The organism is Nitratireductor sp. GISD-1A_MAKvit (assembly GCF_040819555.1).
GTDB lineage: Bacteria > Pseudomonadota > Alphaproteobacteria > Rhizobiales > Rhizobiaceae > Nitratireductor.
Genome location: NZ_CP161920.1, coordinates 1 through 22,474, shown reverse-complemented (window position 1 = coordinate 22,474; position 22,474 = coordinate 1). Strand labels below are relative to the sequence as shown.

The 22,474-nt window shown below is 60.4% G+C and carries 19 protein-coding genes; 11 read left to right on the top strand and 8 right to left on the bottom strand.

What is annotated here, in order from left to right; translation table 11 throughout:
* Nucleotide 1 precedes the first annotated feature (1 nt).
* From nusA to AB2N04_RS01275, 9 genes are all read left to right on the top strand, one after another.
* Nucleotides 2-1,651, top strand: coding sequence for a transcription termination factor NusA (nusA, locus tag AB2N04_RS01315; protein WP_367716515.1), 1,650 nt, complete (start codon nt 2-4; stop codon nt 1,649-1,651).
* A 130-nt stretch (nt 1,652-1,781) separates the two neighbouring features.
* Nucleotides 1,782-2,417 carry an RNA-binding protein gene (locus tag AB2N04_RS01310; protein WP_367716514.1) on the top strand — a complete coding sequence of 212 codons (636 nt, stop codon included), beginning with the start codon at nt 1,782-1,784 and terminating at the stop codon, nt 2,415-2,417.
* On the top strand, nt 2,414-4,987 hold the full coding sequence (gene infB, locus AB2N04_RS01305) for a translation initiation factor IF-2 (protein WP_367716512.1): 2,574 nt from the start codon (nt 2,414-2,416) through the stop codon (nt 4,985-4,987). Before AB2N04_RS01310 ends, infB begins: the two co-directional genes overlap by 4 nt.
* 136 nt (nt 4,988-5,123) lie before the next feature.
* Nucleotides 5,124-5,528, top strand: a complete 405-nt coding sequence (rbfA, locus tag AB2N04_RS01300) for a 30S ribosome-binding factor RbfA (protein ID WP_367716511.1) — start codon at nt 5,124-5,126, stop codon at nt 5,526-5,528.
* Complete coding sequence (gene truB / locus AB2N04_RS01295; RefSeq protein WP_367716509.1) at nt 5,528-6,463, top strand: tRNA pseudouridine(55) synthase TruB; 936 nt, start codon at nt 5,528-5,530, stop codon at nt 6,461-6,463. Before rbfA ends, truB begins: the two co-directional genes overlap by 1 nt.
* Nucleotides 6,464-6,554: 91 nt before the next feature.
* Nucleotides 6,555-8,270 carry a sensor histidine kinase gene (locus AB2N04_RS01290; protein ID WP_367716508.1) on the top strand — a complete coding sequence of 572 codons (1,716 nt, stop codon included), beginning with the start codon at nt 6,555-6,557 and terminating at the stop codon, nt 8,268-8,270.
* A gap of 169 nt (nt 8,271-8,439) precedes the next feature.
* Complete coding sequence (gene rpsO / locus AB2N04_RS01285; protein WP_007010185.1) at nt 8,440-8,709, top strand: 30S ribosomal protein S15; 270 nt, start codon at nt 8,440-8,442, stop codon at nt 8,707-8,709.
* A gap of 309 nt (nt 8,710-9,018) precedes the next feature.
* A complete protein-coding gene (gene pnp, locus AB2N04_RS01280) occupies nt 9,019-11,172 on the top strand; it encodes a polyribonucleotide nucleotidyltransferase (protein ID WP_367716507.1) in 2,154 nt (717 codons plus the stop codon).
* A gap of 76 nt (nt 11,173-11,248) precedes the next feature.
* A complete protein-coding gene (locus AB2N04_RS01275; RefSeq protein ID WP_367716505.1) occupies nt 11,249-12,265 on the top strand; it encodes a class I SAM-dependent methyltransferase in 1,017 nt (338 codons plus the stop codon).
* Between the two features lie 10 nt (nt 12,266-12,275).
* Here the strand turns inward: AB2N04_RS01275 and fabI are convergent, their stop codons facing one another.
* From fabI to fabA, 3 genes are read right to left on the bottom strand one after another with little or no spacing between them, the layout of a single operon-like run.
* Entirely contained in the window at nt 12,276-13,094 is an 819-nt protein-coding gene (gene fabI, locus AB2N04_RS01270; RefSeq protein WP_367716504.1) for an enoyl-ACP reductase FabI, read from the bottom strand.
* A 9-nt stretch (nt 13,095-13,103) separates the two neighbouring features.
* Complete coding sequence (gene fabB, locus AB2N04_RS01265; RefSeq protein ID WP_367716502.1) at nt 13,104-14,324, bottom strand: beta-ketoacyl-ACP synthase I; 1,221 nt, start codon at nt 14,322-14,324, stop codon at nt 13,104-13,106.
* A 49-nt stretch (nt 14,325-14,373) separates the two neighbouring features.
* Nucleotides 14,374-14,886, bottom strand: a complete 513-nt coding sequence (gene fabA, locus AB2N04_RS01260; RefSeq protein WP_367716500.1) for a 3-hydroxyacyl-[acyl-carrier-protein] dehydratase FabA — start codon at nt 14,884-14,886, stop codon at nt 14,374-14,376.
* A gap of 250 nt (nt 14,887-15,136) precedes the next feature.
* Between fabA and irrA the strand changes: the two genes are divergently transcribed.
* Complete coding sequence (gene irrA / locus AB2N04_RS01255; RefSeq protein ID WP_367716499.1) at nt 15,137-15,565, top strand: iron response transcriptional regulator IrrA; 429 nt, start codon at nt 15,137-15,139, stop codon at nt 15,563-15,565.
* Nucleotides 15,566-15,580: 15 nt separating this feature from the next.
* Here irrA and AB2N04_RS01250 read toward each other — a convergent pair whose 3' ends face one another.
* Nucleotides 15,581-16,084 carry an SH3 domain-containing protein gene (locus AB2N04_RS01250; protein WP_367718866.1) on the bottom strand — a complete coding sequence of 168 codons (504 nt, stop codon included), beginning with the start codon at nt 16,082-16,084 and terminating at the stop codon, nt 15,581-15,583.
* Between the two features lie 213 nt (nt 16,085-16,297).
* Between AB2N04_RS01250 and AB2N04_RS01245 the strand changes: the two genes are divergently transcribed.
* On the top strand, nt 16,298-17,299 hold the full coding sequence (locus AB2N04_RS01245) for a 2-hydroxyacid dehydrogenase (protein WP_367716497.1): 1,002 nt from the start codon (nt 16,298-16,300) through the stop codon (nt 17,297-17,299).
* A gap of 230 nt (nt 17,300-17,529) precedes the next feature.
* Here AB2N04_RS01245 and AB2N04_RS01240 read toward each other — a convergent pair whose 3' ends face one another.
* From AB2N04_RS01240 to dnaA, 4 genes are all read right to left on the bottom strand, one after another.
* Nucleotides 17,530-18,303 carry a molybdopterin-synthase adenylyltransferase MoeB gene (locus AB2N04_RS01240; RefSeq protein ID WP_367716496.1) on the bottom strand — a complete coding sequence of 258 codons (774 nt, stop codon included), beginning with the start codon at nt 18,301-18,303 and terminating at the stop codon, nt 17,530-17,532.
* 31 nt (nt 18,304-18,334) lie between these two features.
* A complete protein-coding gene (gene recF, locus AB2N04_RS01235) occupies nt 18,335-19,504 on the bottom strand; it encodes a DNA replication/repair protein RecF (protein WP_367716495.1) in 1,170 nt (389 codons plus the stop codon).
* Nucleotides 19,505-19,527: 23 nt separating this feature from the next.
* Entirely contained in the window at nt 19,528-20,646 is a 1,119-nt protein-coding gene (gene dnaN / locus AB2N04_RS01230; RefSeq protein WP_367716493.1) for a DNA polymerase III subunit beta, read from the bottom strand.
* 265 nt (nt 20,647-20,911) lie between these two features.
* A complete protein-coding gene (dnaA, locus tag AB2N04_RS01225) occupies nt 20,912-22,420 on the bottom strand; it encodes a chromosomal replication initiator protein DnaA (RefSeq protein WP_367716491.1) in 1,509 nt (502 codons plus the stop codon).
* Between the last annotated feature and the right edge of the window lie 54 nt (nt 22,421-22,474).

Below are 22,474 nucleotides of genomic sequence, written 5' to 3'. Positions count from 1 at the left end.
TATGGCAGTCAGTGCGAACAGGCTGGAGCTTCTGCAGATCGCTGACGCGGTGGCCCGCGAGAAGTCTATCGACAAGCAGATCGTCATCGCCGCCATGGCTGACGCAATCCAGAAGGCCGCGCGCTCTCGCTACGGACAGGAAACCAACATCCGCGCCGACATCAATCCCCAGACGGGTGAGATGAAACTTCAGCGCCTGATGGAAGTTGTCGAGGATGTCGAGGAGCCGGCGCGTGAGATTTCCATGAAGGATGCGCGCACGCGCAATCCGGATGCTCAGCCCGGCGATTTTCTTGCCGAACAGCTTCCGCCCATGGATTTCGGTCGCATCGCCGCACAGTCCGCCAAGCAGGTGATTGTGCAGAAGGTCCGTGAAGCGGAGCGCGACCGTCAGTATGACGAGTACAAGGACCGCATCGGCGAGATCGTGAACGGCACGGTCAAGCGCGTCGAATATGGCAATGTCATCGTCGATCTGGGCCGTGGCGAGGCAATCATCCGTCGTGACGAGCTGATCCCCCGCGAGATCTTCAAATATGGTGATCGCGTCCGCGCCTATGTCTATGACGTGCGCCGCGAGCAGCGCGGCCCGCAGATTTTCCTGTCGCGTACGCATCCGCAGTTCATGGCGAAACTCTTCACCATGGAAGTGCCGGAAATCTACGACGGCATCATCGAGATCCGTTCGGTGGCCCGCGATCCCGGTTCCCGTGCGAAGATCGCCGTGATCAGCCACGATTCCTCGATCGACCCGGTCGGCGCCTGCGTGGGCATGCGCGGTAGCCGCGTGCAGGCGGTCGTCGGCGAACTTCAGGGCGAGAAGATCGACATCATTCCGTGGAATGAAAATGCGGCTTCTTTCATCGTCAATGCGCTGCAGCCGGCCGAGGTTGCCAAGGTGGTGCTCGACGAAGATGCCGAGCGCATCGAAGTGGTGGTCCCGGATGATCAGCTTTCGCTGGCCATTGGCCGCCGCGGACAGAACGTTCGCCTGGCCTCGCAGCTGACCGGTTGGGATATCGACATCCTGACCGAAGAAGAAGAATCGAGCCGGCGTCAGAAGGAGTTCACCGAGCGCTCCGCTCTGTTCATGGAAGCGCTCAACGTGGACGAGATGGTCGGTCAGGTGCTGGCTTCCGAAGGCTTCACGAGCGTCGAGGAAGTGGCCTTTGTCGAATCGAGCGAAATTGCCTCGATCGACGGCTTTGACGAGGAGACCGGCGAGGAAATCCAGATGCGCGCCCGTGAGTTTCTCGAGCGCATCGAGGCCGAGCACGACGCCAGGCGCAAAGAGCTTGGTGTTGAGGACGAGCTGCGTGAGATCCCGGGCATCACCACCGCAATGTTGGTTGCCGTCGGCGAGGATGGTGTGAAAACCATTGAAGATTTCGCCGGCTATGCCGTCGACGATCTGGTCGGGTGGAAAGAGCGCAAGGACGGCGAGACAACGTTTGAGCCGGGTGTGTTCTCCAAGTTCGACCTTTCGCGCGCGGAAGCCGAGCAGATGGTCGTTGCCGCGCGTCTGAGGATGGGCTGGATAAGCGAGGAAGACCTTGCTCCGGCTGCCGAGGAAGTCGCCGAGGGCGAAGAAGGCGCGGGATCAGCCGAAGGTGAGCAGGCTCCGGAAGCCGCAGAAGGCGCGGACGTCTGATATGGATCTCGCGGAGAACAGAGCAATCCTCGCGGTGCGCGACGTTTGCTCCGCGAGTCTGTGCCAGCCGCATCTCTGCGGAGCCGCAGAATGATAGGCGGCAGTACAAATTGGAGAAAATGTGGACGACATGAACGATCGCACATGCATTGTCTCGCGCAAGGCGCGACCCGCGGAGGACCTGATCCGGTTCGTCGCGGGGCCGGACGGCATGGTCGTTCCCGATCTGAAACGAAATCTCCCGGGGCGTGGGTGCTGGGTCACGGCTGATCGTGTTCATATTGACCGGGCAGCCGAGAAAAACCTGTTTGCCCGCGCCTTGAAGACATCGGTCAGGCCACCGGATGAACTCGGAGCGCTGGTCGACGAATTGCTCTCAAAAGCCGCTCTTGGCGCTCTTGGGCTTGCGCGCAAGGCCGGAGCCGTGGCATTGGGTGCGGCGAAGGTAGAAGCTTCAGTGCGCAGTGGAAAGGCCTATGGCGTGTTGCACGCGCGTGAAGCGTCTCAGGACGGGATGCGCAAGATAACTTCCGCGCGTCACGCAGTGGTCCATATGGGCGGGCCGGCGATACCGGCTTACAAACTCTTTTCAGAGGAAGAAATGAGTTTGGCATTGGGGGCTACAAATGTGATACATGCTGCCGTGTTCGGGCGGGACGCGGGCAAGGCGGCGCTGAAACGCGTTCGTGCGCTCGGAAACTTCCGGGGCGAAAGCGCGGACAAACCGGCAGCGGTTGCGATGGGCACCGCAGAGGATGTGGAATGACGGATACGAAAACCGGTGATGACAAGACGCTTGGCGTCGAGAAGAAGAAGACGCTCACGCTGAAGCGGCCCTCTGTTGAGCAGGGCACCGTGCGTCAGAACTTCTCGCATGGACGCTCCAAGTCTGTCGTCGTCGAGACAAAAAAACGCAAATTTTCGCGGCCTGACGAGCGCACGGAACAGACGCCGGCTCCGGCACCGGCCGCTGCAAAGCCGAAGCCTGCGCCGCAACAGCCCGCGCCACAGCGCCAGCGGGAGCGGCCGCGCCCTCCGCAGGGCGGCACCCGCTCCGGTGTTGTGCTCAATTCGCTGTCCAAGGAAGAAATAGAAGCGCGTCGCCGCGCTCTTCAGGATTCCAAGGTTCGCGAGGCGGAAGAGCGCAAGCGTGCTGAAGAGGAAGCCAAGCGTCGTGCCGAGGAAGAGGCGCGCCGTGAGCAGGAGCGTGAGGAATCCGCACGCCGGCAGGCCGAGGAAGATGCTCGCCTGAAGGCCGAGGAAGAGGCGCGCCGACAGGCCGAAGAGGAAGCGCGTCGCCGTGCACCCGCAGCCGTCGAAGCTCCACCGCAACCTGCTCAGGATGACGAAGCTCGCGCCAAGAGCAAGAGTGCTCCCGTCAAGCGCGTGGCTCCCAAGCCGGAGGTGCCTCGCCCCGCAGCGAAGCCTCGTACGGACGATCAGCGCCGGCGCGGCAAGCTGACACTCAACCGTGCGCTTTCCGACGATGGAGAAACCCGCGGCCGGTCGCTTTCGTCCATGCGCCGCCGTCAGGAAAAGTTCAAACGCGCCCAGCATCAGGAGCCCCGCGAGAAGATTTCGCGCGAGGTTACGCTGCCCGAAACAATCACGATCCAGGAACTGGCACAGCGCATGGCCGAGCGGGCCGTGGATGTGATCAAGTTCTTCATGAAGCAGGGGCAGATGCTCAAGCCTGGCGATGTTATCGATGCCGACACCGCCGAACTGGTGGCCGTCGAATTCGGCCATACGGTCAAGCGTGTTGCCGAATCCGATGTCGAGGATGGACTGTTCAACATCGAGGACAGGGACGAGGACAAGAAGCCGCGCCCGCCGGTCGTGACGATCATGGGCCACGTCGATCACGGCAAGACGTCTTTGCTCGATGCCATTCGCCAGGCCAATGTGGTTTCGGGTGAAGCCGGTGGCATCACCCAGCATATCGGCGCCTATCAGGTCGAGCAGAACGGTCAGACAATCACCTTCATCGACACCCCCGGCCACGCCGCCTTTACGGCCATGCGTGCCCGTGGTGCGGAAGCGACGGACATCGCCATTCTGGTGGTCGCAGCCGATGACAGCGTGATGCCGCAGACGATCGAGTCCATCAATCATGCCAAGGCCGCAGGCGTGCCGATCATCGTGGCGATCAACAAGGTCGACAAACCGGAAGCCGACGCCAACAAGGTGCGCACGGAGCTCCTCCAGCACGAGGTCTTCGTGGAATCCATGGGCGGCGAGGTGCTCGACGTCGAAGTGTCCGCCGTCAAGAGGACCAATCTCGACAAGCTGCTTGAAGCAGTTCTGCTGCAGTCGGAGGTGCTCGAACTCAAGGCCAATCCGGATCGTGCAGCCGAAGGCGTTGTCATTGAAGCCAAGCTCGACCGTGGTCGCGGCTCGGTTGCCACTGTGCTCGTCCAGGCCGGTACGCTGCGCACGGGCGACATCATTGTCGCCGGCAATGAGTGGGGCCGTGTTCGCGCGCTGGTGAACGATCGCGGCGAACAGCTCAAGGAGGCTCCGCCTTCAATGCCGGTCGAGATTCTCGGCCTGCAGGGCACGCCGCAGGCAGGCGACCGTATTGCTGTTGTCGAGAGCGAGGCACGCGCCCGCGAAATTTCGGAGTATCGCCAGCGTCTTGCCCGCGAGAAGTCGGTTGCCCGCCAGGCGGGTCAGCGCGGTTCGCTCGAGCAGATGATGTCGCAGCTTCAGGATTCGGGTCTCAAGGAGTTCCCGCTCATCGTCAAGGGCGATGTGCAGGGTTCGATTGAAGCCATTGCCGGCGCACTCGACAAGCTCGGCACCGAAGAGGTTCGCGCCCGCATCGTCCATTCGGGCGCTGGCGCGATCACGGAGAGCGACGTGTCGCTCGCCGAGACCTCTGAGGCCGCCATCATCGGCTTCAACGTCCGTGCCAACAAGCAGGCGCGCGACGCGGCCGAGGCTGCCGGCATCGAGATCCGCTATTACAACATCATCTACGATCTCGTGGATGACATCAAAGCGGCCATGTCCGGCCTTCTTTCGCCGGAGCGTCGCGAGACCTTCCTCGGCAATGCAGAGATCCTCGAGGTCTTCAACGTGTCCAAGGTCGGCAAGGTCGCGGGCTGCCGTGTCACCGAAGGCAAGGTGGAGCGTGGTGCCGGCGTGCGTCTGATCCGCGACAGCGTGGTCATCCATGAAGGGAAGCTCAAGACCCTCAAGCGCTTCAAGGATGAGGTGTCCGAGGTCCCGGGTGGCCAGGAATGCGGTATGGCCTTCGAAAACTACGAAGACATCCGCGTTGGCGATGTCATCGAGGCCTACCGCGTCGAGATGGTAACGCGCACACTCTAACGTGCTTTAAGTCGCATTGGCTTATGCGGGGCATGATTTGCCCCGCAGCGTTTCGCACTGGCACGGTGCCGCATCCACAATTTACCGATCTTTGCGATACAGATAGAATGGGGTTTTCCCCGCAAGAAGGTGCTTCATGCCGTCTTCCGCCCCCTCACAACGCCAGCTTCGCGTCGGCGAGCAGGTGCGCCATGCCATTGCACAGGCACTGCAGCGCGGCGAACTCAACGACGAAGCGCTCGCCAACACTGTGATTTCAGTGTCGGAAGTGCGTATGTCGCCGGATCTCAAGATCGCCACTGCCTATGTTTCTCCTTTGGGAACGGCAGACAAGGAAACGGTTGTCGCCGCGCTCAATCGCCATGCACGCTTTCTGCGTGGGCGCATCACGCCGGCCCTGCGTCAGATGAAATACATGCCTGAGCTGCGATTCCGCGTGGATGACAGTTTTGATAATTTCAACAAGATCGATCAGCTTTTGAAGTCGCCCGAGGTTGCGCGGGACCTGAAGGACGATGATCAAAATGAAGGTGAGAACTGATGGCGCGGCGCGGCAGGCGGAAGGGACGTCGTATCAATGGCTGGCTGATCCTCGACAAGCCGGCCGGCATGGGCTCCACCAGCGCCGTTTCAAAGATCAAATGGCTCTTCAACGCCGAGAAGGCCGGACACGCCGGGACCCTCGACCCGCTGGCATCGGGCATGTTGCCAATCGCTCTTGGAGATGCCACGAAAACCGTTCCCTTCGTGATGGATGGAGCGAAGGTCTATCGTTTCAAGGTGGCTTGGGGCGAGGAGCGTGCCACGGATGATCTTGAAGGGCCGGTGACAAAGACGTCGGAAGATCGCCCGAGTGAAGAGGACGTGCGCGGTCTTCTTCCCGACTACACCGGCCTTATCATGCAGACGCCGCCACAGTTTTCGGCGGTCAAAATTGATGGCGAACGCGCCTACGATCTTGCTCGTGGCGGTGAAACCGTGGAGATCGCCGCGCGCGAAATCGGGGTCGGGCGGCTTGATCTGATTTCTTTCACGACCGACCATGCCGTCTTCGAGATCGAGTGCGGCAAGGGCACCTATGTGCGCAGTATCGCGCGTGACATGGGGCGCGACCTGGGGTGTTATGGACACATCGTCGAGTTGCGCCGCACAGAGGTTTATCCCTTTCTGCCGGAACAACTCGTCGAACTGTCAGCACTCGAAGAGGCTGCGGAGGCCTGCGATCGGGAAACCGGCGAGTTTGCAGCACTGGACGATTGGCTGCTGGACATTTCAACTGCACTAGAAGGCTTGCCTGAGATCCCGGTCACTGATGACGCGGCCATGCGCTTAAGGCTCGGCAATCCGGTCATCGTGCGGGGGCGCGACGCACCGGTGGAGGCGCCTGAGGCATGGGCCAGCGCGCGCGGTCGCCTGGTCGCCCTTGGTGCGGTCGAGGCAGGTATGTTCAAGCCCAAGCGGGTTTTTGCCGCCTGATACGGTTTCACTGTTGATTTCGTCATGGTGTGAGGCAACCCTTCTGCGTCTCAGGCATTGTGTATGAAAATAGGCAGTGGGACGGGTGTGGATGCACGAGAAGAATAATGCGCCTGCAGCGGGATTTTCAGAGCGTATAAGAGCATTTGCATCGGCGCCAAAACCCATCGGGTTTTTTCTCTTCCTGCTGATAGCTGTGACGATCATTCCCGCGATCGGTGTGTCGGTGGTGCTGCTTCAGAGAAACAACGAGGCGCAGCGCGAAGTCGTTGCCACTCTGGCCGAGGCGATGGCCGGCTCCATCTCCGAAGCGGTGGATCGTGAGCTGAGCGGAATGGCCACCACGCTGCGCGTCCTGTCAACGACGCCGTCTCTTGCCGAGGGCGACTTGGAGGACTTCTACGACCGCGCTAAACGCGCGTTGGCCGGAAGTGGCTCCTACCTTCAGGTTCTCGACGAAAACTACGAGCCCCTGCTGAACACCCGGGTTCTCTTCGGAGACGAACTGCTAGGACCGCCCGATCAGCACACGGCCGCCCTTGCTCTGGAAAGAGGCGTTACGACCACGTCCGACGTTTTCGTCGGCAAGCTCGCTGGCAAGTGGAACTTCAACATCATGAAGCCGTTTTTCCCGGAAAACGGTCCGCCTCGCGTCCTTGTCATGACTCGCCATGCGGATGCACTTGTCGACGTACTGTCACAACAGATGTTGCGGGGCGGCTGGAACGCAACTGTGGTGGACAGCAACGATATCGTTGTAGCTTCATCCTTCCTGTCTTCCGACATCGGAAAGCCATTCTTTCTCGACCTTGAAGGAGAAGGTGTCTATCGGAAGGCAGAGCCGGCCGAGGGGCGCGAAGGCGGAACCTACATCACGATGGTGGAGGAGTCGGGGGTGAGTGGCTGGAAGGCCGTGGTGTGGGCCCCCACCACTGCGATTGAAGAGCCTATGTACCATTCATTGCGCATGCTGCTTGCAGGCGGGCTCCTGGTGATCGCTATCGGTGCCTTCGCCGCCTGGCTCCTGGGTCGACAGATTGCGGGCCCCGTGCGGCGTCTTGCCCGCGATGCGCGCCGCCTTGGGGCAGGTGAGCCCGTGCATGCGATCGAGTATCCCATTGCCGAAGTGACCACCGTTTCATCGGCGCTTGAAGAAGCGGCGCTTGATCGTCAGCAATCGGAAAACGAGATCCGTCTCTTGATGCGCGAGGTGGCTCACCGCTCGAAGAACCAGCTTACCGTCGTGTCTTCCATGGCCAAACAGACGGCACGCAGCTCGCGGTCGTTCTCGGGTTTTCAGGATGCGTTTCAAAAACGCCTCTATGGCCTCGCTCGCTCCACCGATCTGCTCATTGCGGGCGGGGCAGGGGGGGTGGAACTGCGGGAACTGCTAACGGTTCAGGTCGACCCGTTTCGTCCCGAGAGCCCCGACCGCCTCACACTGAGTGGACCGAAATTCCGTCTTGCAAACCAGTCCGCCCAGACCATCGGTCTTGCCGTGCACGAGCTTGCAACGAATGCGGCCAAATACGGGGCTTTCTCAACCGAAACGGGCAGGCTGGAAATCACGTGGAAAGTAAAGGACGAAACCCTGATCCTGACCTGGCGTGAATTTGTTCCCAAAACCCGCCGCCGAAATGTCCGCCGCCGCGGGTTTGGCACCGAAATCATCGAGCGCATGGTTGGCGGAACACTCGATGCGGAGATCTCTCGGGTTTTCCATCGTGACGGGTTGGAATGTGTGTTCACCATCCCTGTCGACCGGCTGGTGCCAGACCTGCAAAAGAGAGCAGGCCGGATGAACTGAGAGGTGTGGCACGAGTGAGGCCTTGCAAATGTTTGGGCTGGTAATCCTATGCGTTTTCGCATATATGCCAGCCATCATTGCGCTATAAATGTGCATTGTTGAATGGCCCCGGCTGGACGACATCCCGGCTGAGGGCGACCCTTTTCCCCAAATCAGAGAAAGGAAACCGATGTCGGTTACTGCAGAGCGCAAACAGGATTTGCTGAAAGAATTTGCCACCGCTCAGGGCGATACCGGTTCACCGGAAGTCCAGGTCGCCATTCTGACCGAGCGGATCAAAAACCTCACCGAGCATTTCAAGGACCACAAAAAGGACAACCACTCCCGTCGTGGCCTCCTGAAGCTCGTCTCCCAGCGTCGTCGTCTTCTGGATTATCTGAAAAAGAAGGATGAAGGCCGCTACAAGACGCTGATCGAGAAGCTCGGACTGCGGCGCTAAGCTGATTTGGCCGGCGGATACCACGGGGTGTCCGCCGGTCTCGTTTGGGCATGCGGAATGTCCGTGTGACCGATGGCTCCGGGAAGGTGCGAAAGCGACAGCGGCTCTGCTGCCATCCTGCACCCGAACAACGGATCGCCGGGGCCCCGATGGACAGGTCATGGGGCAGGATTGCTGGATGCTTGGGGCTGAAAAAGCCAAACCTGAGCCTCCCGTTGTCTTGCCCGTGGCTCGTCCGGAAAATGAAGCCAGCCCGATGGGAAAACGCCGCCAGAATCTGGCGCGCCCTTCGGCGTAAAAGGACAAGATATGTTTAAAGACCACAAAGTAGAGATCGAGTGGGGTGGGCGTCCGCTGACCCTTGAAACCGGCAAAATCGCCCGTCAGGCCGACGGTGCGGTTCTGGCCACCTATGGAGAGACAGTGGTCCTGGCCACGGTTGTTTCCCAAAAGGAGCCGAAGCCCGGCTTCGATTTCTTCCCGTTGACCGTCAACTACCAGGAAAAGACCTTTGCCGCCGGCAAGATCCCCGGTGGCTACTTCAAGCGTGAAGGCCGTCCGAGCGAAAAGGAGACGCTGGTCTCCCGTCTCATCGACCGTCCCATCCGCCCCCTCTTCGTTGACGGTTACAAGAACGACACCCAGGTCATTGCCACCGTGCTGCAGCACGATCTGGAGAACGATCCCGACATCGTCGCAATGGTCGCAGTCTCCGCAGCCCTGACGCTTTCGGGCATCCCCTTCATGGGGCCGATCGGTGCGGCACGCGTTGGTTACATCAACGGTGAATACATTCTGAACCCGCACGTCGACGAAATGGACGAGACCACGCTCGATCTTATCGTCGCGGGTACGGGCGATGCCGTGCTCATGGTCGAGTCGGAAGCCGAGCAGCTTCCCGAGGATGTCATGCTTGGCGCCGTCATGTTCGGCCACAAGGGCTTCCAGCCCGTCATCGACGCGATCATCAAGCTTGCTGAAGTCGCAGCCAAGGAACCGCGCGACTTCACGCCGCCGGATCTCTCCGAGCTGGAAGGCGAGATGCTCAAGATCGTGGAGAACGATCTGCGCGAAGCCTACAAGATCACCGACAAGCAGCAGCGCTACGACGCTGTTGATGCCGCCAAGGCCAAGGTCAAGGAAACCCTTCTGCCGGAAGGCGAGGAAGAGACCAAATGGTCGGCCGAGCAGGTCAACACCGTCTTCAAGAGCCTGCAGGCGAAGATCGTTCGCTGGAACATTCTCGACACCGGCGGCCGTATCGACGGACGCGATCTGAAGACGGTTCGCCCGATTGTCGCCGAAGCGGGCATCCTGCCGCGCACGCACGGTTCCGCGCTCTTCACCCGCGGTGAAACGCAGGCTCTGGCCGTGGCAACGCTTGGCACCGGCGAGGATGAGCAGTACATCGACTCGCTCACCGGCACCTACAAGGAGACCTTCCTCCTTCACTACAATTTCCCGCCCTATTCGGTCGGCGAGACCGGCCGCATGGGGTCGCCTGGCCGCCGTGAGATCGGTCATGGCAAGCTCGCATGGCGCGCCATTCATCCCGTACTTCCGGAAGCGGATCAGTTCCCCTACACGCTGCGCGTGGTGTCCGAGGTGACCGAATCCAACGGTTCGTCGTCCATGGCGACCGTCTGCGGTACCTCGCTTGCTCTCATGGATGCTGGCGTTCCGCTGGCCAAGCCGGTTGCCGGTATCGCCATGGGCCTGATCAAGGAAGACGAGCGTTTTGCGGTTCTTTCCGACATCCTGGGTGACGAAGATCACCTCGGCGACATGGACTTCAAGGTCGCAGGTACGGATGAGGGCATCACCTCGCTGCAGATGGACATCAAGATCAATGGCATCACCGAGGAGATCATGCAGATCGCCCTCGATCAGGCCAAGGAAGGCCGTCTGCACATTCTTGGAGAAATGGCCAAGGCCCTCTCCGAGAGCCGTGGTGAGCTGGGCGAGTTCGCGCCGCGCATCGAGGTCATGCAGATCCCGACCGACAAGATCCGCGACGTGATCGGTTCCGGCGGCAAGGTGATCCGTGAGATCGTCGAGAAGACCGGCGCCAAGATCAACATCGAGGATGACGGCACGGTCAAGATTGCGTCTTCCAACGCCAAGGAGATCGAGGCCGCGAAGAAGTGGATCCATTCCATTACGGCAGAGCCGGAAGTGGGCGAGATCTACGAAGGAACGGTCGTCAAGACCGCCGACTTCGGCGCTTTCGTGAATTTCTTTGGCCCCAAGGACGGTCTGGTGCACATCTCCCAGCTCGCTCAGGAGCGCGTCGGCAAGACCACCGATGTTGTCAAGGAAGGCGACAAGGTGTTCGTGAAGCTGATGGGCTTCGATGAGCGCGGCAAGGTCCGTCTCTCCATGAAGGTCGTTGACCAGGAGACCGGCAAGGAGATCGTGCAGGAAAAGAAGAAGAAGGAAGAGGCCGAGGACGCTGAAGGCTGATCCCGCTTCCCTCCTGAATTAACATTCGGGCGCGCGCCTTTCCTGGCCGCGCCCGTTTTCACATCCGGAACCCGACATGAACGACACGCCGCTTGCCACCCTCCTGTTTCCCTTCGAGCGCGGGTTGATCGACCCGCCGGGCGAGGGGGAGCGTGTGCTTTTCCTGGGCGCGCCGGGGGGGCTTCTGCTGCCGTCCGATTTTTCCGGAAACCTCACCGCTGTTCAGGGCTATCGGCCCGACTATCTGGCGCTCAGCCAGGCTGGCGTGAGCGTGGAGCCCGAACCGGTGGGCGAAGGCTACGATACGGCGCTGGTCCTGCTTGGCCGGCACAGGCGTGAGAACGAGCAGCGCCTTTCTGAGGCGCTTGAGCGCACCCGACCGGGCGCGCTGATCGTCGCTTCCTGCGCCAAGAAGGATGGTGGCGGCAGTGTGCGCAAGCGCATGGCATCGCTCGTGGAACTGGAGGATCACGCCTCCAAACATCACGGCGTCGTCTTCTGGCTCCGGCGCCCAGAGACGCTGACGCCGTTGCTTTTGGCCGAACTGAACGGAACCGACAGCAGAGCGGACGGTTTTGCCACGGCGGCTGGTGGCTTTTCCGATGACGGCGTCGACCCGGGATCTGCACTTCTCATTGAGTGTCTGCCGGACAATCTGTCGGGTGCTGTCGCTGATTTCGCTGCGGGCTGGGGCTATCTCTCGGTTGCTGCCGCCGCGCGAGCGCCCGAGGTGAAGAGCATCGACCTTTATGAAGCACACCATGCCTCTCTCGAAGCGGCGCGACGAAACATGGCGGAAAAAGCTCCTCGCATGGCTGCGCGGTTTTTCTGGCACGACCTTCTGGGTGAGCCGGTGAACGAGCGTTATGACGCGATCCTTATGAACCCGCCTTTCCACCGCAGCCGAGCCGCCGAGCCGGATATGGGCCACGGCATGATCGCCACCGCGGCGAAGGCGCTAAAACCGCGCGGCCGGCTGTTCCTCGTTGCAAACAGGCAGCTTCCTTATGAAGAGAGCCTCGAAAAACATTTCGCGGCGCAGGGTGAACTGCGCCGCGACACGGTATTCAAGGTTCTCTGGGGCCGGAAATAACCGGCCGGGCTCAGTCGTCGCCCGTGGCTGCACTCAGCCGCTTCAGCTCTTCCATGGTGGGCATGGAAACCGTGTTGTAGCCGGAATCCACATAGTGGATTTCACCGGTCACACCCGACGAAAGGTCGGAGAGGAGATAGAGTGCCGATCCGCCAATCTCGTCGATCACCACGGTGCGCCGCAGCGGTGCATTGCGCTGTTGATAGGAGAACATGTAGCGCGCGTCGGAGATGCCGGCCCCGGCCAGCGTACGAACGGGGCCCGCGGAAATTGCATTCACTCGGATGTTGCGGGGACCGTAATCGCTCGCCAGATAGCGCACGCTGGCCTCAAGACCGGCCTTTGCCACGCCCATCACGTTGTAATTGGGCATGACGCGGGTGGAACCGGCATAGGTCAGCGTCAGCATCTGCCCGCCGTTCTCCATCAGTTCGGCCGCCTTGCGAGCGATTTCCGTGAAGGAGTAACAGGAGATCACCATGGTGCGCACGAAGTTCTCACGCGTCGTGTTCGCGTAGAGACCCTTCAGTTCGTTGCGGTCGGAAAAGCCGATCGCGTGCACGATGAAATCGAGCGAGCCCCACTCGTCCCTGAGGTTGTCGAAGACGGAATTGATTGATGCGCTGTCTTCCACGTCGCAGGGGAAGAGCAGTTTCGAGCCGACTTTCTCGGCCAGCGGTTTTACCCGGCGACCAAACGCGTCACCCTGATAGGTAAATGCCATCTCCGCGCCGTGTTCGGCGAGCTTCTTGGCGATGCCCCAGGCAATCGAGTGATCGTTGGCGACCCCCATGATGAGGCCGCGCTTCCCTTTCATCAAACCGTCCATGGACCTAAATCACCCTGCGTAGCGCTGGAAAACGAGCGTGGCGTTGGTGCCGCCGAAGCCGAAGGAGTTGGAAAGCACCGTGTCGATCTTGGCATCGTCGATGCGTTTGCGCACGATGGGTGCGCCCTCGAATTCGGGATCGAGTTCGGTGATGTGTGCGCTCTCGCCGATGAAGCCTGCCTGCATCATCAGGATCGAATAGATCGATTCCTGTGCACCGGCCCCGCCGAGCGAATGGCCGGTCAGCGATTTGGTTGAAGCAATATGCGGCATCTTTTCACCGAACACCTGGCGGATGGCATCGATCTCGCGGGAATCGCCCACCGGGGTCGCCGTGCCATGTGTGTTGATGTAGTCGACATCTCCCTCGACCGTGGAGAGTGCCTGCTTCATGCAGCGCACCGCACCCTCACCGGAAGGAGCAACCATGTCGAAGCCGTCCGAGGTCGCACCATAGCCGGTCAGCTCGGCATAGATTTTTGCACCGCGCGCCTTGGCGTGTTCCAGTTCTTCCAGAACCAGGACCCCGGCGCCGCCAGCGATGACGAAACCGTCACGCGTCACGTCATAGGCGCGCGAGGCGGTGGCCGGCGTGTCATTGTGCTTGGACGACATGGCGCCCATGGCATCGAAAAGGTTGGACATGGTCCAGTCGAGATCTTCGTGGCCACCGGCAAACATCACGTCCTGCTTGCCCCACTGGATCATCTCTGCCGCGTTGCCGATGCAGTGGGCGGAGGTCGAGCAAGCCGAAGAGATCGAGTAGTTCACGCCATGAATCTTGAACCAGGTGGCAAGCGTTGCCGATGCCGTGGAAGACATGGCCTTCGGCACAGCGAACGGCCCGATCCGCTTGGGCGAGCCCTTCTCGATGGTTGTTTGTGCAGCTTCAAAGATCGTGCGGGTGGAAGGACCGCCCGAGCCCATGATGATGCCGGTGCGTTCGTTGGTGATATCGCCTTCTTCCAGGCCGGAATCGGCGATCGCCTGCTCCATGGCCACATGGTTCCATGCACCGCCTTTCGAGAGGAAGCGCATGGCGCGACGGTCCACGATTTCGGCCGGGTCGAGCGTTGGCGCGCCCCAGACCTGACAGCGAAACCCGTGCTCGGCAAAATCTTCCGAAAACGAAATACCCGATTTCGCATCGCGCAATGAGGCCGTTACCTCATCCGCGTTGTTGCCAATCGAGGATACGATCCCGAGACCGGTAACGACGACACGTCTCATGATACTCTCCTTGGACCGCCGGTGCGGCCGCCAGTGATTTGGTTGAAACTCAGGCTTCCTGCTTGGCCAGGCCGACGCGAAGATCCGTAGCAGTGTAGATCTGCTCACCATCAGCCTTCAGCCAGCCATCGGCCGTGCCCAGAACGAGGCGGCCTTTCATGACGCGCTTGAAGTCGACACCGTATTCGACAAGCTTGGTTTCCGGCGTGACCATTCCCTTGAACTTCACTTCGCCGGTCGAAAGTGCCATGCCCTTGCCGGGCAGACCCAACCAGCCGAGATAGAAACCGGTCAACTGCCAGAGGGCATCCAGGCCGAGACAGCCCGGCATGATCGGGTTACCGGGAAAATGACACGGAAAGAACCAGTGGTCGGGCTTGATGGCGAAGTCAGCGCGAATGTAGCCCTTTCCAAACTCGCCGCCCTCTTCCTGAATATCGGTGATGCGATCGAACATCAGCATGGGCGGAGCTGGCAATTGCGCATTGCCGGGACCGAAAAGGTCACCCTGCGCACAGGCCAGAAGGTCTTCATAGTCGTAGCTGTTTTTCGTTTGCGCCATAAATAGCCATCCCGTCGCTGATCCCGGTCGCGCCGGAACCGTTCTTTCATTCTCCGAACTCCCTATCACAGCTTGTTTCCAGCTGGAAACCGCCGTTGTGGGAATTTGCAGATACACGCGCGCTGCGATGGTCAAAATCACCGCTATTGATCGGGGTGCAAGGACCGAATATATGTGGTGCAATGACTTTTTGTGTTTGGAGCCTCAGGAAAGCTGAAGATTCCGGCAACGGAAAAGACGGACGGTTTCATTGACGATATCGAACCCAGAGCAGACTGTGTCGCTTGAGGAACGCCTGAGAAGTGCGGGGCTGCGCCCGACCCGCCAGCGCATCGCTTTGGCCGATATCCTGTTTGCCTCGGGAGATCGCCATGTTTCCGCCGAGGCTCTGCATGAAGAAGCGCAGGCGGCGGGGTTTTCCGTCTCGCTCGCGACAGTTTACAACACATTGCATCAGTTCACCGAGGCAGGGATGCTTCGGATCGTTCAGGTCGAGGGTGCACGGACCTATTTCGATACCAATGTGTCCGACCATCATCACTTCTTCTATGAAGAGGATGAAACCGTATTCGACATCCCAACAGGTGCTGTCGAGGTCCGCAATCTGCCCGAGCCGCCCGAAGGCACGGAGATTGCAAATGTCGATATCGTCGTGAGGCTTCGTCGCAAGCGCCACTGACGTGGCGCCGCGCCCTCATTCCTTGACGGTTTCGCCGGGATAGGCTCCCCAGACAAGCGACTGGTTCACCCAGCCGGAGTGACCTGAGAATTCCATTTCGCACCATTCGCCGTTGCAGCTCTTGATAGAACCGATGGCTCCAGGCTCGATCTGCGCGACAAGCCTTGCGTCCTTCTCAGGTTTCGACAGGAGCTCAATGTCGGCGTCCTTGCCCTTGAACCATGGAGCTGCGATGGCCGTCCGCCTGCCGGAAAGGAGCGCCTGGTTGATCCAGCCTTCCGCACCATCGGCATCGCGCACACGCCGCCAGTTGTCGTATTCCTGAATGATTTCCATGGGCAGCCCGGATTTCAGATACATCCAGTTCACCGCATAGCTGAGACCGGGCCCGATCCGCATGTTCACCCGGCTTGATTTGAGACTCACGAAGCGTGGGAGAGGCAATCCGCTCGGGCCTACCTTGTCATTCGGTTCGGTGTTGGCCTGTGCATGGGTCGTCATGGGGGACGCAACCAGCATTGCGAAAGCGACGATGGCAAACAGTGAACGGAACGGCGCGTTGGCCCGCATTGCAAACTCCCGATAACCTTGTTCTGGCGGAACGGGCGATCCCGCCCTTTTTCTTTGTCTTGGCGCGCGCTGCTTGATAGAGAGAAGGCAGCCCGACCCGGCATTGAAGTGTCGCGTATCTTGGTTAAAGAGGTATCAACGGGGCGTTATTTTGGAGACCATATGACCGCCAGGAAGAAGCCGCTCGTCGTCATCACCCGCAAGCTCCCGGATCAGGTCGAAACGCGCATGCGCGAGCTGTTCGACGCGCGCCTCAATCTTGATGACAAGCGTTTGACGCAGCCTGAACTGGTGGCTGCGGTAAAGGAAGCCGATGTCTTGGTGCCTACCATCACCGACCGAATCGATGCCGCGCTCATTGCCCAGGCCGGAGAGCGGTTGAAGCTGATTGCCAATTTCGGCAATGGCGTGGACAATATCGATGTTGCCGCGGCGGCCAAGAAAGGCATTACCGTCACCAACACCCCCAATGTGCTCAACGAAGACACGGCGGACATGACCATGGCGCTCATGCTCGCCGTGCCACGCCGCCTGACGGAAGGTGCGGAGCTTCTGCGCAGCGGTGGAGAATGGGGCGGCTGGTCGCCCACATGGATGCTGGGACACCGCATCTGGGGAAAGCGGCTCGGCATTGTCGGTATGGGGCGCGTCGGCACGGCGGTAGCGCGGCGTGCCAAGGCGTTCGGCCTTTCGATCCACTATCACAACCGCCAGCGCGTGGCGCCAGCCATAGAGGATGAGCTTGAGGCAACCTATTGGGACAGTCTCGATCAGATGCTCGCGCGCATGGACATCATTTCTGTCAATTGCCCCTCAACGCCGGCGACGTTTCATCTCCTGTCTGCCCGGCGGCTCGAGCTCATGCAGCCGCGCGCCTATGTCGTCAACACTGCACGTGGCGATGTGGTGGATGAGGATGCATTGATCCGCCTGATCGAAGAAGGCAAGCTGGCAGGTGCAGGGCTCGACGTGTTCGAGCACGAACCGTCGGTCAATCCCAAGCTTCTGAAGCTCGCTCAGAAGAACAAGATCGTCATTCTGCCGCATATGGGCTCGGCCACCATCGAGGGTCGTATCGATATGGGTGAGAAGGTCATCATCAACATCCGCACCTTCTTCGACGGCCATCGCCCCCCAGATCGCGTCCTGCCCAGAAACGTATGATCGTCTCATCGGTTGGCTGATTGCGCGGCGCGCAAAGTCCGGCGGCAGCGGCGTTGTGCGTGGTTCGACAGGCTCACCATGAGGAATGGTCGCGCTTGGCAGCTTCCCGGTTTTAGGGTCGCCTCCGGTGTTCCTTGAGGTCTACATCGCCCCTATTGCAGCCTGCGCCATCCCTCATGGTGAGCCTGTCGAACCACGCGGGGCCTAAGTGCAACCGATAAGCGGTAGTCTCAGCCCGCGCGCCGCCGGTATTTCACGGTTTCAAAACGGGCTGCAAGCGCATCGTAAAGCAGCAGGCGACCGGTCAGCGGTTCACCCGCCCCGGTGATCAGCTTGATCACCTCCATCGCCTCCAGCGTTCCCATCACACCCGTCAATGCACCGACAATCCCCGCCTCTGCGCAGCTGGGCACGAGCCCCGCTGGTGGTGGTTCGGGAAAGAGGTCGCGATAACCCGGCAGCGGGTTTCCGTCGCCGTCCCGCTCAAATGGGGTGAGCACGGTCAGTGACCCGTCGAAGCGTCCGACAGCCGCCGTTACGAGCGGACGTTTGACGGCTTCACAAGTGTCGGCCAGAAGATACCGCGTGGCGAAATTGTCCGATCCGTCCACCACGATGTCATAGGCTGAAATGATCCCGGCGGCGTTGTCTGCGTCGAGCCGCTTCACATGCGTTTCCACCGACACATGCGGGTTGATGCGTGCAATGCTGGCCTTTGCGCTCTCCACTTTCTCCATGCCGACATTGCCCGTATCATGGATCACCTGGCGTTGCAGGTTGGAGAGCGACACCGTGTCGTCATCGATGACACCCAGAGTGCCGATGCCTGCACCCGCCAGATAGCTGAGAACCGGTGCACCAAGGCCGCCTGCACCAATCACCAGAACGCGCGCCCGCTTGAGCTTCTGTTGGCCCGCGCCGCCGATTTCGGGCAGCACGATATGGCGCGCATAGCGTTCAAGTTCGGTCTCAGAGAGCGATGCGGCGGATGGCTGCTGGGTCATGTCGCGACCTTATTTCAACGGGCGGTGCATGTCAGGAGCGTTCTTTCATCGTCCCGCCGGAGACGGAGAAAAAACGCGCACGCCCGTCAAGCGCGGAAAAAAGACCGGCCTCCGTACCTGTCATGAATGCCTGACAGTTCAGGTCTTCGAGAATCGAGAAAAGTGCCGCTCGCCGGTCAGGATCGAAATGTGCCGATATCTCATCCAGCAGCAATATGGGTGCGCTGCCGGAGAGCTCGCCGGTGAGCCGGGCGTGGGCGAGGATCAAGCCGACAAGCAGCGCCTTCTGCTCTCCCGTGGAGCATCGTGCCGCCGGCATGTTTTTCGGGATATGCCGCACGACGAGTTCGCTGCGGTGTGGACCTTCAAGCGTTCGTCCCGCGGCGCGGTCGCGCGGTCTTTGGTCTCGCAGAAGACGGCGGAACATCTCCTCGACATCCACGGCAGCACTTCGAGACATTTCGCTGTCGATCAGACCTTCCAGCGAAATCCGGGCATTGGGGAAGGGGCCGTCGCCTGGCAGGCGCTCGTTCATTGCCGCCAGCAATCGCACCATTTCGGCGCGCGCTGCTGCGATTGCGACCCCGGTTTCGGCCATCTGTGTTTCAATCGCATCGAACCACGCCTGGTCGTGCGAGCCGTCCGAAAGCAGCCTGTTGCGCGCTCGCATGGCCTTTTCATAATCAAGCGCACGGCGACCATGGGCGGGGTCAATGGCAAGCACCAGCCGGTCAAGAAAGCGACGCCGGTCGCTCCCTGATCCGGTAAAAAGGGTGTCCATCGCTGGCGTCAGCCATAACACACGCACCCATTCCAGCATGGCATCCGCCGAACGTGCGGCCTCGCCATTGATGCGCAGCCGGCGCCCCGCTCCATCCGGGCCCGAATGCATGCCGGTGGTTCCGGTGCCTATCTCGCATTCGCCAAACGGGCCCTCCAGCCTTGCATGGATCGCGAAGCCGGTTTCCGATCCTTCACGTGCGATATCGCCGAGCGTCGCGCGCCTCAGGCCACGACCGGGAGAGAGGAGGGATATGGCTTCAAGAAGGTTGGTCTTGCCAGCGCCGTTTTCGCCGGTCAGCACGATCGCGCCCGGTGTCAGATCCAGAGACAGGGCGTGATAGTTGCGGAAGTCGGTCAGATTCAGCCTGGTGATGTGAACCTGAGCGATGGCGTTCCGGTCGGGCGCTTGTTCAGCCAAGGGAAGAACGCTGCCAATGCGCGTCAGACGCGCATCGGCATGAGAACGTAGAGCGTGTTCTCATCGCCCTCATCCTGCACGAGGGTGGGAGATCCTGCATCCGCCAGCAAAAACCGCGCCTCGGTTCCTGAAAGCTGCGCCGCCACATCCAGCAGATATCGCGCGTTAAAGCCGATATCGATCGGCTCGGAGCTGTAATCGGCAGCGAGTTCCTCGGTTGCGGAGCCCGAGTCCGGGTTGTTCACGGTAAGTGTCACCTGGCCTTCGGCAATGGAAAGCTTGACGGCCCGTCCGCGCTCGGAGGAGATGGTCGAAACGCGATCCACTGCTGATGCAAAAGTCTGACGATCGATCACCAGCTTCTTGTCGTTCCCGGTCGGAATCACCCGCTGATAATCGGGGAATGTACCGTCAATCAGCTTTGACGTGAGGATGACGCTACCGATCGTGAAGCGGATCTTCGTGTCTGAAAGCTCCACCGAGATTGCGACATCGGGGGCATCGACCAGCTTCTGCAACTCACCCACCGTTTTGCGCGGGATGATGATGCCGGGCATGCCTTCCGAGCCGGCCGGGGCTTCCATCTCGGCGCGTGCCAGACGATGCCCGTCGGTCGCGACAGACCGGAGTTTAAGCCCGCCTTCGGCCTCGATCGCATGAAGGAAAATGCCGTTCAGATAGTAGCGGGTCTCTTCGGTGGATATGGCAAACTGCGTCTTCTCGATGAGCCCCTTCAGATCCGATGAGTCCAGGCGGAAAATGTGGGAAAAGCTGCCGGCGGAAAGCTCGGGGAAGTCGGACTGCGGCAGGCACTGCAGGCGAAAGCTTGAGCGTCCGGCCACCACAGACATCGCATTGCCGTCCTCGTCGGTCTTCAGCATGACCTCTGCGCCATCGGGCAGTTTGCGCACGATGTCGTAGAGCAGGTGTGCGGGCACTGTGGTTGCGCCGGCCTGTTCCACCGTTGCGCCTGCGGCTTCCGTCACCTCAAGGTCGAGGTCCGTCGCTTTCAACTGCAGGCTCGCACCGTCTGCGTTCAAAAGCACGTTGGACAGGATCGGAATGGTGTTGCGGCGCTCAACCACGCGGTGAACATGGTTCAGTGACTTCAGGAGGGTGGAGCGTTCAAGAATAACACGCATGACCGATCAATCTCACTTGAATGAAAATAGCCCGGCAAACTCTGCGCATGCCAGGGCAGCCGTGAACAGGCTTTGACTTTCGCCAAAATGGCAGAAAAACAAGGAGAAACGCAAGTCTGTCATGACCTTACGTCCCGCTTCAGTCGGCTTTCTGGGGAAAACGATGACTGAACGGCGGATTTCTCCAAACGCCTGATGCGACCGGTCTGGGGCTGACTTGCTTCGCCCTCATTCCGGTCGCCCCGCATTCCGCCTGGAGGCGCGATCAGGCCTGGTCGCTGATCAGGCGTTTCAACAGCTCGATTTCCTGCGCAAGCTGCCTGTCGCCGTCGGTCAGGCCTTCGATCTTGCGCACTGCGTGCAGTACGGTGGTGTGATCGCGGCCACCGAAACGACGCCCGATCTCCGGCAGGGAGCGCGGTGTCATCACTTTCGACAGATACATCGCCACCTGTCTCGGCTTCACGATCGTTCGCGTACGACGATTCGACAGAAGCTCGGTCTTGGAAACATTGTAATGCCGCGCGACGATGCGCTGAATGTCCTCGATGCGTACGCGCTTGGGCTCTCCGGAGCGGCAGACATGCCCGAGGATCTCGTCGATCCGGTCGATGGTGATCTGCGGCTCGAAGGAATGCCGGAACAGTAGCTGGTTGAATGCACCTTCCAGCTCGCGGCCGCTACCGGTGACCGAACGAGCCACATGAACAAGAATCTCCTCGGGAATATCAAGCGAGGCATCCTCGGCCTGAGCGCTCGCCAGCCGCTGCTTCAGAATGGAGAGCCGCATGGCAAAGTCGGGTGCACCGATCTCAAGCGAAACACCGCCATTCAGTCGCGATTTTACGCGCGGCTCAAGCGATTCCAGCTCAGAGGGCGGACGGTCTGCCGCAACCACCACCTGCCGTGCGCTATCCAACAGCATGTTCAGGAGATGGCAGAATTCATTCTGGATCGATTTGCCCTGCAGAAACTGCATGTCGTCGATAATCAGAAGATCGATGTCACGCAGCTGCTCTTTCAGCGTCAGAGCATAGTTGTCGCGGATCGCGGTTGCAAAACGCCACATGAAATACTCCGCCGTCAGGTAGACCACCCGTGCCTGCGGCTTGCGGCGCAGCGATTCGGCGGCGATTGCCTGCAGCATATGAGTTTTGCCGAGACCGACAGAAGCATGCAGGAACAGCGGATTGAAGCGGATCGCGTTGGAATCGGATTCGGCAACCGTGCGCGCGGCCGCACAGGCGACCCGGTTTGAGGTGCCTTCGATCAGGGAATCGAAGGTGTAACGGCTGTCCAGCGGCGAACCGAGAATGTTCGATCGGCCTTCAAATTCGGGTGCTCTGGCCGGGCTTGGGCGCGCACCAGCCGTGCTGCCCAGGGTGCCGGTGGCAAGCGAGGTCTGAGGCCGTGCGGCTGCCTTGCGGGCCGTGGCCGGCTTGCTCTCCTGGCTAACGCGCACGTTGCGCGTTGCCGTCCGCACCACGATCTCCACTTTCAGGGTCTCCGGAACCTCCTGCTTCCAGAGTTCGGTGATGAGATCGAGATAATGTCCGTTGATCCAAGAGCGCAGAAAGGCCGTAGGAACTGAAATACGCACGCAACCCTTTGAGGCTTCCATGAGCTTCATGCGACCGAACCAGCTGGAGTAGACCTCGCTTCCCAGGCGCGCCCTGAGCTGCGTTTTCACGCGCTCGAAGGTGGCTTCGGAAGGTCCCGCCTTGCTTTCGGTCTTGGTGACGTTTGTTCGTTCGTTGCCGTCCTGTTGAGACATCTGCTCTTGAAAAGAAAATCCCCCCGTAACTTCCCTTTCGGCGCCGCTATGCAT

Bases quoted from the DNA above. Each gene is read 5' to 3' on its own strand.
- nusA (WP_367716515.1), top strand. From the start codon at position 2: ATGGCAGTCAGTGCGAACAGGCTGGAGCTTCTGCAGATCGCTGACGCG.
- AB2N04_RS01310 (WP_367716514.1), top strand. From the start codon at position 1,782: ATGAACGATCGCACATGCATTGTCTCGCGCAAGGCGCGACCCGCGGAG.
- infB (WP_367716512.1), top strand. From the start codon at position 2,414: ATGACGGATACGAAAACCGGTGATGACAAGACGCTTGGCGTCGAGAAG.
- rbfA (WP_367716511.1), top strand. From the start codon at position 5,124: ATGCCGTCTTCCGCCCCCTCACAACGCCAGCTTCGCGTCGGCGAGCAG.
- truB (WP_367716509.1), top strand. From the start codon at position 5,528: ATGGCGCGGCGCGGCAGGCGGAAGGGACGTCGTATCAATGGCTGGCTG.
- AB2N04_RS01290 (WP_367716508.1), top strand. From the start codon at position 6,555: ATGCACGAGAAGAATAATGCGCCTGCAGCGGGATTTTCAGAGCGTATA.
- rpsO (WP_007010185.1), top strand. From the start codon at position 8,440: ATGTCGGTTACTGCAGAGCGCAAACAGGATTTGCTGAAAGAATTTGCC.
- pnp (WP_367716507.1), top strand. From the start codon at position 9,019: ATGTTTAAAGACCACAAAGTAGAGATCGAGTGGGGTGGGCGTCCGCTG.
- AB2N04_RS01275 (WP_367716505.1), top strand. From the start codon at position 11,249: ATGAACGACACGCCGCTTGCCACCCTCCTGTTTCCCTTCGAGCGCGGG.
- fabI (WP_367716504.1), bottom strand. From the start codon at position 13,094: ATGGACGGTTTGATGAAAGGGAAGCGCGGCCTCATCATGGGGGTCGCC.
- fabB (WP_367716502.1), bottom strand. From the start codon at position 14,324: ATGAGACGTGTCGTCGTTACCGGTCTCGGGATCGTATCCTCGATTGGC.
- fabA (WP_367716500.1), bottom strand. From the start codon at position 14,886: ATGGCGCAAACGAAAAACAGCTACGACTATGAAGACCTTCTGGCCTGT.
- AB2N04_RS01250 (WP_367718866.1), bottom strand. From the start codon at position 16,084: ATGCTGGTTGCGTCCCCCATGACGACCCATGCACAGGCCAACACCGAA.
- AB2N04_RS01245 (WP_367716497.1), top strand. From the start codon at position 16,298: ATGACCGCCAGGAAGAAGCCGCTCGTCGTCATCACCCGCAAGCTCCCG.
- AB2N04_RS01240 (WP_367716496.1), bottom strand. From the start codon at position 18,303: ATGACCCAGCAGCCATCCGCCGCATCGCTCTCTGAGACCGAACTTGAA.
- dnaN (WP_367716493.1), bottom strand. From the start codon at position 20,646: ATGCGTGTTATTCTTGAACGCTCCACCCTCCTGAAGTCACTGAACCAT.
- dnaA (WP_367716491.1), bottom strand. From the start codon at position 22,420: ATGTCTCAACAGGACGGCAACGAACGAACAAACGTCACCAAGACCGAA.